Origin of the sequence: Actinomadura chokoriensis, assembly GCF_039529475.1 — a bacterium.
Classification (GTDB): domain Bacteria; phylum Actinomycetota; class Actinomycetes; order Streptosporangiales; family Streptosporangiaceae; genus Spirillospora; species Spirillospora bangladeshensis.
Window position 1 is genome coordinate 124,176 of sequence record NZ_BAAAMW010000017.1, and the last position, 11,620, is coordinate 135,795.

Annotated in this window: 7 protein-coding genes; 2 read left to right on the forward strand and 5 right to left on the reverse strand. The window is 72.8% G+C overall.

All coding sequences use genetic code 11. The annotated features are described in order from the left end of the window. Positions 1–67: 67 nt before the first annotated feature. Both ABFX46_RS30270 and ABFX46_RS30275 read right to left on the reverse strand, forming a co-directional pair. On the reverse strand, positions 68–1,282 hold the full coding sequence (locus ABFX46_RS30270; protein WP_346047332.1) for an MFS transporter: 1,215 nt from the start codon (positions 1,280–1,282) through the stop codon (positions 68–70). Beyond that, positions 1,279–1,668, reverse strand: coding sequence for a VOC family protein (locus ABFX46_RS30275; protein ID WP_346047333.1), 390 nt, complete (start codon positions 1,666–1,668; stop codon positions 1,279–1,281). The genes ABFX46_RS30270 and ABFX46_RS30275 overlap by 4 nt, the downstream gene beginning before the upstream one ends. A gap of 100 nt (positions 1,669–1,768) precedes the next feature. Here ABFX46_RS30275 and ABFX46_RS30280 point away from each other — a divergent pair, with 100 nt between their 5' ends. Next, a complete protein-coding gene (locus tag ABFX46_RS30280; RefSeq protein ID WP_346047334.1) occupies positions 1,769–2,278 on the forward strand; it encodes a MarR family winged helix-turn-helix transcriptional regulator in 510 nt (169 codons plus the stop codon). An 88-nt stretch (positions 2,279–2,366) separates the two neighbouring features. Here ABFX46_RS30280 and ABFX46_RS30285 read toward each other — a convergent pair whose 3' ends face one another. Further along, on the reverse strand, positions 2,367–3,050 hold the full coding sequence (locus tag ABFX46_RS30285; protein ID WP_346047335.1) for an SgcJ/EcaC family oxidoreductase: 684 nt from the start codon (positions 3,048–3,050) through the stop codon (positions 2,367–2,369). Positions 3,051–3,142: 92 nt separating this feature from the next. On the opposite strand from ABFX46_RS30285, the gene ABFX46_RS30290 reads away from it, so the two are divergent. Next, a complete protein-coding gene (locus tag ABFX46_RS30290; protein ID WP_346047336.1) occupies positions 3,143–3,589 on the forward strand; it encodes a MarR family winged helix-turn-helix transcriptional regulator in 447 nt (148 codons plus the stop codon). Between the two features lie 64 nt (positions 3,590–3,653). Here the strand turns inward: ABFX46_RS30290 and ccrA are convergent, their stop codons facing one another. Then, a complete protein-coding gene (gene ccrA, locus ABFX46_RS30295; protein WP_346047337.1) occupies positions 3,654–4,988 on the reverse strand; it encodes a crotonyl-CoA carboxylase/reductase in 1,335 nt (444 codons plus the stop codon). A 39-nt stretch (positions 4,989–5,027) separates the two neighbouring features. Continuing rightward, positions 5,028–11,504 carry an SDR family NAD(P)-dependent oxidoreductase gene (locus tag ABFX46_RS30300; RefSeq protein ID WP_346047338.1) on the reverse strand — a complete coding sequence of 2,159 codons (6,477 nt, stop codon included), beginning with the start codon at positions 11,502–11,504 and terminating at the stop codon, positions 5,028–5,030. Positions 11,505–11,620 lie beyond the last annotated feature (116 nt).

The window sequence follows — 11,620 nt, forward strand, 5'->3', positions numbered from 1 at the left end:
TTCAGGCGCTTGCAGGCAGAAAGCCCTGACCACCGGGACGGGCCCGGCGGTCAGGGGCTTGGGCGAGTTACTTCTTGACCAGTTCGGGGGTGGGTTCCACCGGGGACGGGTTGGAGGTCCGGCCTCCTGTGGTCGCCATGAGGAGTAGGGCCGCGCCTGTGAGGATCACGCCGAACCACGCGATGTTCGTGACGCCCAGGTGGTCGGCGAACAGGCCGCCGAAGAGGGCGCCCAGGGCGATGGACGTGTTGTAGGCCATCGTGTTGAGCGACATCGCCGCCTCGAACGTCTCCGGTGCGGCGGCCAGGGTCATGTTGACCTGGGAGAGCTGCACGACGCCGAACGAGACGCCCCAGAGGATCAGCGCGATGACGGCGCCCGTCTTGCCTCCGCCGATCGCCGGCAGGAGGAGAAGGGACGACACCAGGCCCACGGAGCCGACGATGAAGCTGCCCCGCAGGCTCTTGTTCACCGTGTAGCCGGCGATGAAGTTGCCGACCGCGCCGCCGAGGCCGAAGAGCATCAGCACGACGGTGATGAAGACGGCCGAGGCGGACGCGGTGTCCTCAAGGTACGGGCGCACGAACGTGTAGGCGCCGAAGTGGCCGAGGACGAACAGCACGACGGCGGTGAGGACGAGGCGCAGCCGCGCGTTGTGGCGCGGCAGGCCGAAGACCTCCCGGACCGACACCGCGTTCGCCGACGGCAGCGACGGCAGGACGGCGGCCACGGCGAGCAGGACGAGCAGGCTGAGCCCCGCCCAGATGAGGAACGTGGTCCGCCAGCTCGTGAGGTCTTCCAGGATCGTCCCGAGCGGGACGCCGACGACCGTGGCGATCGAGATGCCGGACATCACGACGGCGGCCGCGCGGCTCGCGTGCCGTTCCGGGACGAGGCGCATCGCCATGCTCACGCCGATCGCCCAGAACACCCCGCTCGCGAAGCCCATGATGAGCCGTGTCGCCAGCACCGCCGGGTAGTTCGGCGCGACGGCCGTGATCAGGTTGCCCAGCGCGAGCACGACCAGCAGCGCGGACAGCAGGACGCGCCGGTTGACGCGCCGCGTCCACGCCACGATGAACGTCACGGCGAGGCCGGCGGAGACGCCGTAGAGGGTCACCATGAGTCCGGCGACGCCGACGGAGATGTCCAGGCTCTCGCTCAGCGGGGTGAGCAGCCCGACGGGCATCAGTTCCGTGGTGAGGAAGACGAAGAGGCTCGCCGTGATGGCGGCGACGCCCAGCCAGGCCCGCGCGGGGCTCTGCTCGGTCGTGGCGCTCATCGGTCGGCGTCCTCGGGGTACCAGCGCAGCTCGATGACGTTGCCGTCCGGGTCCTCGACGTAGACCGAACGCGCCATGCCGCGGGCGCCGAACCGGTCGACCGGGCCCTTGAGGACGGTGAACTCGCCCGACTCGATCAGCTCCTGCCAGTCCAGGGGTTCGACGGCGAGGCAGAAGTGGTGGACGTTCACCCCGTCGCGCGGGGCGTCCAGCAGGTCGATGATCGTGGACTCGTTGATCCGGAGGGTCGGGAAGCCCGCCTTCCCGGCCCGCCACTCGTCGACGCGCTCGGCTCGGAGCCCGAGCGGGCCCGTGTAGAACTCCAGCGCCTGCTCGACGTCCGCCACGTTGAGCACCACGTGGTCCAGGGCCTTGACGCGCACCATGGCCTCCTCCAGAACCTCTTAACGTTGAAATCTTCAACGCTAAGGACTGTAGGCCGAGTGATAGCTTGGCGTCAAACACTTCAACGTTGAGGAGTTCGCGGTGACGCGTGACGCGCTCGACCTCGTCCTGGAGCAGTGGGCCGGCGCCCGCCCGGACCTGGACGCGTCCCCGATGGGCGTGCTCGGCCGCCTGTCCCGGGTGACGCGGATCGCCGAACGCCGGCTCAAGGAGCTGTTCGCCGAGTTCGGCCTGGAGCGCGGCGAGTTCGACGTCCTCGCCACGCTGCGGCGCGCGGGCGCGCCCGGCGGCATGACCGCCGGCGCGCTGGCCCGCTCCTCGATGGTGACCTCCGGGGCCGTCACCAACCGGCTCGACCGGCTCGTGGCGAAGGGCTACGTCACGCGCGACGTCGATCCCGCGAACCGGCGCACGGTCGTGGTCGCGCTCACCCCCGAAGGCCGTGAGCTGATCGACCGGGCCGTCACCGCCCACCTGGAGAACGAGCGGCGCATCCTCGCCTCGCTCGGCCGGGACGAGCAGGAGGCCCTCGCCGGGCTGCTGCGGGCCCTGCTGCTCGGCCTCGGCGACATCCCGCTGGAGGAGGACTGAGCGGCGGGCACCGCCGAAGCCGCGACGCGGCCGGCCACCCGGGTCGCGGCGGTGTCGTGCGCGTTGATCGGTGAGGTCCCTGCTCGGATCACTTCTCGGCGGCGGGCTGGGTGTCGGCGTCGAACAGGAACGAGATGCGTTCCATGACCCGCTGCCGCTTGGTGTTGTGGAAGGCGGCGATGCGCCACTGGCCGTCGTCCTGGCGGATCAGCGTGTAGGTCTGCACCTTGGACAGCTCGCCGGGCTTCTTCGGCTCGCCCTTGTAGGTGTCGCCGCGGGTGGTGACGATCGCGGTGGCGGGCCCGTAGAAACGGATTCCGAGGTAGGAGTCGGACAGGCGGGTGCCCTTGAGGAATCCGTCGAACAGGGCGCGGTGGCCTTCGACGATGTCGCGGCGGCCCTGGTAGTGGCTGCCCACGAACGTGGTGTAGGTGGCGTCCTCGGTGAAGGCGGCGCCGTAGGCGTCGGCGTCACCGCGGCCCCAGGCGTCGGCCATCGCGCCGAGCGTCGCGCAGACCTGCCGGTGCGCGTCGGCGGCGGGCGCGCCGGTCGGGGTGACGGCGGCGCAGTCGGGGTTGCCGGCCTGGCGCACGTCCGCGGTGCCGTCCAGCCACAGGTAGGCGCCGCCCGCGGCCAGCCCGGCCGACAGCGCGCCGATGCCCAGGATCCGCTTGACCAGCCGCCTCCTGGACCGCCGGGGCGCGGCCGGGACGTCGATGGCCTCCTCTGCGGCGATGGTGCTGGTGGAACTGGTGATGGTGTTGGTGCCCACGGCGATGCCCTTCCCATGATAACTTCGTAGACGAAGTTTCTTCGTTGAAGATTTCTCTTCGTTAAGGAAGAGATTAGGGAAGGGAGGATCCCGTGTCAACACCCGAGGACGCGAGCCGGATCTACCGCCGCTACCTGAGCGCGGTCATGCTGCACGGGCAGGCGGGCGCCAGGGCCTGCGACATGGGGGCGACCGACCTGTACGCCCTGAACGTGCTGGAGCTGTCGGGCGCCATGACCCCGGGGGAGCTGGGCGCGCGCACCGGGCTGACCACCGGGCCCACCACCCGCCTGATCGACCGCCTGGAGAAGACCGGGTACGTCCGCCGGCTGCCCTCCCCGGACGACCGCCGCAAGGTCATCGTCGAGCCGATCGCCCAGCCCGCCGGGCTCGACGAGGTCCTCGCCCCCGCGCGGCGGAGGATCGGCGAGATCATCGCCGGCTACCCGCCCGAGCAGCGCGAGGTGCTGTTCGACTACTTCGCCCGCGCCGCCCGCGCCTACCAGGAGGCCGCCGAGGAGCTCGGCACGCCGTCGTGACCTCGCCGCGGGAACGCGAAAGGGACGGCCCCGGCGACCGGGCCCGTCCCTCGGGGTGGGTACGTCAGCGGCGGTAGAGGTTCATCTTCTCCTCGCCGATGCGCTCGCGGAGGATCGGGTCGTCCACGCCCTGGCCCTCCTTCTCGGCGGCGCACAGGACGGCGACCTTGCCGATGTGCTGGTTGGTCTGGACGGCGCGGGTCGCCTCACCGGCCTCGTCCAGCGGGAACACCTTCGACAGCGTCGGGTGGATCATGCCGAGGCTGAACAGCCGGTTCACCTCGGCGGCCTCGTGGTAGTTGAAGCCGTGCGAGCCGATGATGCTCTTCAGCCGCATCCACAGGAACCGGTTGTCGTACTCGTGCTTGTAGCCGGTGGACGAGCCGCACGTGACGATCTTGCCGCCGCGCTTGGCGACGTAGACGGACGCGCCGAACGTCTCGCGGCCGAGGTACTCGAACACGATGCCGGGGTCCTCGCCGACGAGGCCGCGGATGGCCTCGCCGAGGATGCGGCCGGCCTTCGGGTGCCGCAGGCCCTGCTCGCCGAGGTTCAGCTCGTTGCGGTTGATGACGTGCTCGCAGCCCTGCGACCGGACGATCTCGGCCTTCTCCTCCGACGACACGACGCCGACCGGGATGCCGCCGCCGTTCTTGACGAGCTGCGTCGCAAACGAGCCGAGCCCGCCGGTCGCGCCCCAGATCAGCACGACGTCGCCCTGCTTCATGCGGGCGCCGTGCGTCCCGACGAGCATCCGGTAGGCGGTCGCGGCGCACAGGGTGTTGGAGCCGGCCTCCTCCCAGGTGAGGTGCGCGGGCTTGCGGATCAGCTGGTTCGCCTTGACGATGCAGTACTCGCCGAGCGAGCCGAAGTTCGTCTCGAAGCCCCACGCGAGCTGGGTCTCCGACATCATGCCGTCGTCGTAGGAGCCGTGGTCCTCCTCGTCCACGTAGGACGGGGACAGCACGACCTTGTCGCCCACCTTCCAGTGCTTCACGCCCGCGCCCGTGCGGACGACGACACCGGAGCCGTCCGAGCCGAGGATGTGGTACGGCAGGTCGTGCCGCGCGCCGTACCAGCCCTGCCGGCCGAACTTCTCCAGGAAAGCGAACGTCGGCACCGGCTCGAAGATCGCCGACCAGACGGTGTTGAAGTTGATCGCGGCGGACATCACCGCGACCACGCACTCGTCGGGCGCCAGCTCGGGCATCTCGACCTCGCCGACGTGCAGCGAGCGGCGGACGTCCTTGTCGGTCTGGCCCTCGAAGATGCCGACCTCGTCCTTGCGGGTGTGCGCGGCGCGGAAGCGGGTCGGCAGGTCGATCTCCTGCAGCTCGGGGCCGCTCGCGCCGCCGCGTACGGCCTCGAGCAGGGCGTGGGACGAGCCGGAGTTGGCCATGGGTGTCCTCCGTGGACGACGGGGTTCGGGGTGGGGCCCTCAGCGGGCCGTTGTGGACGTGAGGACGGCGTCGCGCTCCCGCCGTCCGGCCAGCCGGCCCTCCAGGTGCGCGGCGAGAACCTCCACACCGGGCGGGTCGAGCAGGTTGAGGTGGTGCACCCCGGGGATCGTGACGATCTCCAGGTCGGAGCAGAGCCCGCCGAAACCGTTGGTCCCGTCGAGCACGTAGCGGGCATCCCGGACGGCCCAGGGGGTCTCCTCGGGCGCGTAGTACAGGATGACCCGACCGTCGTACGGCTCGGGCCGGTACGCCTCCAGGGAACGGGTGTCCTGGTGCGAGGTGAGCTGGTGGGTGAGGGCCGCCGGGGGGATGTAGTCCACGAGCGGGGCGGCGCGCTCCATGACGAGCGCGAACTGCGCTTCCTCGTCCAGCCCGGACAGCTCTTCGTAGGTGAGGGTGACGTCCAGACCGTACGTCTCGTTGATGTAGTCGGCGAACGCGGAGAAGCGGCGGGCGAGGGTGTCGGACTCGTCGTCCACCGGCAGCGGCAGGCCCGCGTCGAACAGCGCGACGAACTCGACCTCGCGCCCGGCCGCCTTCAACTGGCGGGCGGTCTCGTAGGCGAGGACGCCGCCGAACGACCAGCCGCCGAGCCGGAACGCGCCCTCGGGCTGCGCCTCCCGCAGGTGCCGCACGTAGCGGGCGGCGCGCTCCTCGACGGACGGCGCGTCCTCGAACCGCTCCAGCCCGTACACCGGCTGGTCGGCGCCGAGCAGGTCGATGAGCTGCCGGTAGCAGGCGGTGGTGCCGCCCGCCGGGTGCGCGATGAAGATCGGCCGCCGGTCGCCGGACGGCTTCAGCGGCCGGACGGTCTGCCGCGCCGCCTCCTCGTCCGCCGCCCGGATGTACTCGGCGACGTTCTCCGCCGTCGGGACCTCGAACAGCTCGCCGCGGGTGACGGCGGCGCCGAGTTCGGTGGAGACCAGCGCCACGATCCGGTCGGCCTGGTGCTCCTGCCCGCCGAGGTCGGCGAAGAAGTCGGCGGTGACGCCGACGCGGTCGAGGCCGAGGACGTCCTCGAAGATGCGGACCGCGAGCCGCTCGGCGGCGTCGCGCGGCATGACGTAGCCGGATTCGGCGTTCGAGACGGCCGTCGGCGCCGGGGCGTCCGCGAGGCCGAGCTCGCCCGCCGCCCACTCCTCGAACACGTTCACGCTGGCGCCCTGGAGCAGCACCGACGCGGGGACGGTCAGCCCGAGGTCGTGCTCGACGCCGCTCTTGATCCGGACGGCGACGAGCGAGTCGAGGCCGAGGTCGGTGAGCGGGACGGCCGGGTCGAGGCGCTGCGGGTCGAACCCGAGGACGGCCGCGATCCGGTGCTTGACCTGCGCGGCGATCAGCGCGCGCGCGGCGGCGGGGTCGAGGTCCTTGAGGGCCTCCACGCCGGGCCAGTCGCCGGCGTCGTCCGCGCCCGCCTCGTCCGCCGCCTCGGTCAGCGCGGCGAAGTAGGGCATGGTCCGGATCTCGGGGAACAGGCTCACCGCCGTGATCGGATCGAAGCGCAGCACGCCGGTCGCCGGCAGGTCGTGGACGAGCAGCGCTTCGAGGGCCTCCGCGCCCTCGGCCGGGCTGATCGGGTCGATGACCGTGACGGACGTGTCGGCGGCGCCGCCGACCTGCGCCCAGGTGCCCCAGTTGATGGTAGTTCCGGGGCGTCCGTTCGCGCGGCGGTGGGCCGTCAGCGCGTCGATCGCGGCGTTCGCGGCGGCGTAGGCGCCCTGGCCGGGCGAGCCGAGCAGCGCGGCGGCCGAGGAGTGCACGACGAACCAGTCGAGGTCGAGGTCCCAGGCGGCCTCGCTGAGCCGGCGGGCGCCCTCGACCTTCGCCGTCCACACCCTGTGGAGATCGTCCGGGCCGAGGTCGGCGATGAGCCGGTCGTCGATCGCGCCCGCGCCGTGCACGATGCCGCACAGCCGCTTGCCGCCCTCCCGGGCGACCTCGATCAGGCGCTCGGCGGTGCCGGGCCGCGCGATGTCGCCGAGGACGACGCCGACGTCCACGCCGTCCTCGCGGAGGCGCGCGATCACCTTCTCGGCGTCGGCGTCGGGGCCGCCGCGCCCGGACAGGACGACGCGTCCCGCGCCGCGCTCGGCCAGCAGCCGCGCGGTGACCAGGCCGATCCCGCCGTACCCGCCGGTGATGATGTACGCGCCGCCGCGGCGGACGACCCGCTTCCGCTTGGGCGCGGCGTCCGGGAGGGCGGCCTGGCCGAGGCGTGCCGTGTACCGGGTGCCCGCGCGCCAGGCGACCTCGCGGGCGTCGCCGCCGGCGAGCAGCTCCGCGACCAGGTCGGCCGGGCGGTCGACGTCCACGTGGGTGGCCCGCTGGACGGTCCGCTCGAACGCCAGCACGCGGGTGAGCGCGCTGACGAACGCGTGACCGGGCAGCCCCTCCTCGCCGTTCAGCGGGAGTGCGCTGCGGGTGGCGACGTAGAGGCGCGGCCCGTCCGGCAGTGAACGGCTCACGCCGACGAGGGCGAGCACGAGTTCCTCGTCGACCAGATCGGCCGAGGGGACGAGCACGACGCCTTCGACCGGCTCCTCCATGGCCGGGTGGTCGTCCGGCGGCCGGTTCGTCACCCGGTGCCGGATGACGCGCTTCCCGCGCTCCTCCAGCCCCGCGCCGGCCGCCGCGGCCAGCGCGTCGTCCTCGTCGGACAGGACCAGCCACGTCCCGCCGCCGGACGCCTCCGTGTCCGGGAGGGGGGATTCATCCCAGAGGAGTTCGACCAGTTTGTCTTCCAGGGGGACCGGGACGTCGGGACGGTCGACCTTGCGCAGGGTGATGCCCGTCGCCTCGGCGAGGAGGTCGCCCTCCGGCGACAGGAGGGTGATCGAGCCGGTCACGCCCTCGTCGTCCCGGACGACGCGCGCCTGGACGTGGCCGCCGCGGTGGGTCGGGCCGTGGACGCGGAGGCTGCCGATCGTCTCGGCCAGCCAGACGCCGCCCTCCTCACCGGCCGCCTCGTCCGACAGCACCGACAGGCAGCGGTCGAAGACCTCGGGATGCAGCCGGTAGTGGCGGCTGCCGCGCTCGGCGGCGCCGACCTCGGTGGCCGCGCCGGGCTCGGGCGCGGCGGGGTCGCGGTGGTCCTCGCCGACGTCCGCGCTGGCCAGCCGCGCCCACGTGCCCGCCGGCGTCAGCGCGTGGATCTCGACCCGCTGCTCCGCCTCGGTGAACGTCGTGGTCACGGTGGTGTGCTCGGCGAGCGCGAGCGGACGCTCCATCCACAGGCTGTTGACGCGGACGTCGTCGGTGCCGAGCGCGGTCGCGCCGGCGGCGAGCGCCATCTCGGCGTACGCGGCGACGGGCAGCGCGTGCAGGCCGTGGACGGTCGCGCCGGAAAGCCACGGCTGCGCGGCCAAGCCGACGTCGGCGCGCCAGGCGTGGCGCTCCTCGCCGGGCATCTCCACGTGCGCGCCGAGCAGCGGGTGCTCGTCGCTCTTGCCGGACGTGCGGGACGACAGGTCGACCCAGTGCCGCTCATGCCGCCACGGCGACTGCGGGACGTCGACGATGCGGCCGTCCGACGGCGCCGCGACCTTGAGGCCGTGGGCGGCGAGGGTCGCGAGCTGCGCATGGAAGGTGAGCGTGTCGTCGGTCTCCTCGCCCTTGCGCGCCCGCTTGAGCGTGTGGGTGACGAGCGCGCCCGTCCCGTCGAGGGTCTCGCCGACCGCGTGGGCGAGGATCGGATGGGCGTTGACCTCGACGAACGTCCGGTAGCCGTCCTCGGCGGCGGCCGAAACGGCATCGGTGAGCCGCACCGCGTTGCGCAGGTTCGCGGCCCAGTGGTCGACTCCCAGCGCCTCATCTGAGGCGAGGTAGGTGCGGGGGTCGTCGAGCGCGGTCGTGTAGAGCTTGATGCCATCGGCGAGCGGAGTGCCGCGCTCGGTGCCGACCTCGGCGAGCTGTTCGCGCAGCTCGGGGAGCAGCGGGTCGACCTGCGGGGAGTGCCCGGCGCCCTCGGCCTGGACCATCCGGGCGAGCCGCCCCTCGGCCTCGGCGCGCTTCACGACCTCGGCGACCTGGTCGGCGTCGCCGGTGACGACGGTCTGCTTCGGGGACGAGTGGACGGCCGCGTAGACCTCGGGGAGGCCGTCCGCGAGGCGCGCGACCTCATCGGCGGACGCGCCGAGCACCGCCATCGCGCCGCCGCCGACGAGCCGCGTCAGCAGGCGCGACCGGCGGCAGATGACGCGGACGCCGTCCTCCGGCGTGAGCGCGCCCGCGACGACGGCCGCCGCGACCTCGCCCATCGAGTGGCCGACGACCGCGCCGGGCGTGACGCCGTACGCCTTCCACATGCGGGCCAGGCCGATCTGGACGGCGAACAGCACCGGCATGGTGTCGGCCGGCCCGTCGGGCTTGCGGCCCTCTTCGAGCAGCGACCACAGGTCGGGGCCGCCCTCCTCGGCGAACAGCCCGTCCAGGTCGTCGATGGCCTCGGCGAACGCGGGCTCCTCCTCCAGGAGGCGCTGCGCCATTCCCGGACGCTGCGCCCCGTACCCGGAGAAGACCCACACGGGACGGCCCGGCATACCGAGCGCGGAACCCGTCACCACACCGGCATGGGGACGGCCCTCGGCGAGGGCGGTCAGCCCTTCGATGAGCCCCGCGCGGTCGCGGGCGGCGACGGCGGCGCGGGCTCGTCCGCGGCCGGCGCGCCGGTGCAGGGTGCGGGCGACGTCGGCGAGCTTCACACCGTCCCGGGCGGGGAGCCACTCGGCGAGGAGGGCCGCGTGGTCGCGGACGCGGTCGTCGCTGGTGTCCGACAGCGGGAACGTCCGGACGACGGCCGGGTGGACGGTCGTCTCCTGCGCGGGTGCCTCTTCGAGGATGACGTGCGCGTTCGTCCCGCCGAAGCCGAACCCGGACACGCCCGCACGTGCGGGGTGGTTCCGGTCAGGCCACGGCGTCTCCTCGCTGACGACCGCGAGGTGCAGTTCATCGAACGGGATGTGCGGGTTGGGTTCCTTGTAGTGCGCGCTGGGCGGGATGACCCGGTGGTGCAGCGCGAGGACGGCCTTGATGAGCCCGGCGATGCCCGCCGCCGACTCCATGTGCCCGAGGTTCGACTTCGCGGAGCCCAGCAGCAGGGGCGTGTCGTCGTCGCGTCCGGCGCCGAGGACCTCGCCGACCGACTTCGCCTCGATCGGGTCGCCCAGGAACGTCCCCGTCCCGTGGGCCTCGATGTAGTCGACCTCGCGCGTGTCGACGCCCGCCGCCGCGTAGACGTGGCGGAGCAGGGCGCGCTGCGCGTCGGAGTTCGGGGCGACGAGGCCGTTGGAGCGGCCGTCGGAGTTGACGCCGGAGCCCTTCACGACGGCCAGGATGCGGTCGCCGTCCCGCTGCGCGTCCGAGAGGCGCTTCAGGACGACCGCGCCGCAGCCCTCCGCGCGGACCATGCCGTCGGCGGACGCGTCGAACGCCTTGCAGTGCCCGTCCGCCGCCGTGCCGCCCGCGAGGTCGAACGTCATCGTGACGGTCGGCGACAGCAGCAGGTTCACGCCGCCCGCGAGCGCCACGTCGGCCTCGCCGCTGCGCAGCGCCTGCACGGCGAGGTGCGTGGACACCAGCGACGACGAGCACGCCGTGTCGACGATCATGCTGGGGCCGCGCAGGTCGAGCAGGTACGACAGCCGGTTCGCGATGATGCTGAGCGCGGCGCCGGTCGCCGTGAACGGTTCGAGGGACGCCAGGTCGGAGGCGGTGAACGCGGCGTACTCCGGCGCCGACACGCCGACGAACACGCCGGTGCGGCTGCCGCGCAGCGACGCCGGGCCGATGCCCGCGTGCTCGAACGCCTCCCACGCCACCTCCAGGACGAGCCGCTGCTGCGGGTCCATGACGGCGGCCTCGCGCGGCGTGATGCCGAAGAACTGCGCGTCGAACCCGGCGACGTCGCCGAGGAAGCCGCCGAGCCGGGTGGTCTTCTCCAGCAGGTCGCCGACCTCGGGGGAGCCGTCGTCGAACGCGTCCCAGCGGCCGTCCGGCACCTCGCGGATCGCGTCGCCGCGCCCGGTCAGGAAGCGCCAGTAGTCGGCGGGGCCGGTCAGGTCGCGGTCGCCGCCGGGGAAGCGGCAGCCGATGCCGACGACGGCGATCGGCTCGTCGCTCGCGCCCGCCGCCCGGACCGGCTGCGGCTCGGGCTCGGCCTCCCGGACGCCGCCGCCCGCCAGCGCGACGGAGAGCTTGTTGATCGTGGGGTGTTCCCAGACGAGGGTGGCCGGCAGGGAGCGGCCCAGCATCTGCTCCAGCTCGCCGGCGATCGCGACGGCGTCGCGGGACGCCAGCCCGAACTCCTCCAGCGGCCGGTCGGGGTCGATGTCGGCGACGGCGGTCCGGGAGCGGCGCGCGATCTGCTCGATCAGGTGCCGGCGGATCGCGTCCTCGCCGATCCGGGTCTCCTCCTGCGAGGCGTCCCGCGCGGCCACCGAACGATCGTTGCTCTGCATGCGCTGGGTTCCCCCCATGAAACCGGGATCGTTCATCGAAGCGGAGGGACCACTTTGTCCCACGCTGACCGGCTCACGATGCGCATCCAGACCACTTTTCTCAGCGACGTCTTGTC